Annotated in this window: 1 protein-coding gene; it reads right to left on the reverse strand. The window is 53.2% G+C overall.

The features are described from left to right. Positions 1-694, reverse strand: a 694-nt coding sequence (locus NW838_RS08135; RefSeq protein ID WP_414427833.1) for a GDP-L-fucose synthase family protein, incomplete at both ends; no start/stop codon positions are given.

Genomic DNA, 694 nt, shown 5'->3' on the forward strand with positions numbered 1-694 from the left:
TAGACCCTCGCTAAAGGTTGTCTCGGCCCGGAAACCAAACCGCTTCCACGCTCGGCTCACGTCTAACTTGCGTCGTGGCTGACCGTTTGGCTTGGTTGTATCCCACACAATCCGACCGCGAAATCCCGTCAGATCGGCGATAAGCATGACCAGATCGCGAATGCTAATCTCGAAGCTGCTACCAATATTCACCGGATCAGGATCGTTGTAGCGTTCGGTTGCCAGCAGAATGCCTTCGGCGGCATCAGCGGCGTAAATAAACTCGCGGGTTGGGGAACCATCACCCCAGACGATAATCTCATCGTCGCCACGCTCGGTAGCCTCGATGCACTTCCGAATCAGTGCTGGAATCACGTGCGAGGTTTCCAGATCGAAGTTGTCACGCGGGCCATAGAGATTCACCGGCAGCAGAAAGATCGAATTAAAGCCGTACTGTTGGCGATACGCTTCGCCTTGCACGAGCAGCATCTTTTTAGCCAGTCCGTAAGGTGCATTTGTCTCCTCCGGGTAGCCGTTCCAGAGATCGTCTTCTTTGAACGGTACCGGTGTATGCTTAGGATAAGCACAAACTGTGCCGATCGTGACAAATTTTTTCACACCGACCTGCCAACTCTCGTGCAGCAACTGAACTCCCATCATGAGGTTATCGTAGAAAAACTCTGCCGGATGGTCACGATTAGCGCCGATACCACCT

Origin of the sequence: Synechococcus sp. R55.2 (assembly GCF_047462075.1) — a bacterium.
In the GTDB taxonomy this organism is placed as follows: Bacteria; Cyanobacteriota; Cyanobacteriia; order Thermostichales; family Thermostichaceae; genus Thermostichus.